The 639-nt window shown below is 50.1% G+C and carries 1 protein-coding gene; it reads left to right on the forward strand.

Annotated elements, in window-relative coordinates:
- Positions 1 to 639 (forward strand): NAD(P)/FAD-dependent oxidoreductase (locus R7Q11_RS27175; protein ID WP_225467108.1); only part of this gene is annotated, 639 nt, incomplete at both ends.

The following is a 639-nucleotide window of genomic DNA, read 5'->3' on the forward strand; positions in this document are numbered from 1 at the left end:
ATGTGCACACCATTGAGAAAACCGAAGAAGGCTTTCGTCTGCACGCGGGTACTGAGCTCATTGAGTGCGAATCTTTGGTGATTGCGACCGGTGGCCTTTCCATGCCAAAACTGGGCGCGACGCCATTTGGTTACAAAGTGGCTGAGCAGTTTGGTTTGCCAGTGATCTCAACCACGGCGGGACTTGTGCCATTTACGCTGCACAAAGAAGACAAAGAAGATTTTGCTGAACTGTCTGGCATTGCTGTGCCTGCGGAAATTACCGCCGAAGACGGCACCATGTTCAAAGAAGCGCTGTTGTTTACTCACCGCGGCTTATCGGGTCCTTCGGTTTTGCAAATTTCCTCTTTCTGGAAAGCGGGTCAGAAAGTTTCTATCAACTTAGTTCCTAACGAAGACATCGCTCTGCTGCTCGAGCGCAGCCTTGAGAAACATCCAAATCAATCGCTAAAGAACACCCTAGCAAAAGTGCTGCCAAAGCGTTTAGTGGAAGTGCTGATTGAGCGTAAAGAGCTGATGGATAAACCTCTCAAGCAGTTCAACCCGAAAGAGCTTGCTAGCGTGGTGGAGCGTTTAGAAAACTGGTCAATCGCACCTAATGGCACCGAAGGCTACCGCACGGCGGAAGTGACTTTGGGTG

The organism is Vibrio sp. 970 (assembly GCF_033339075.1).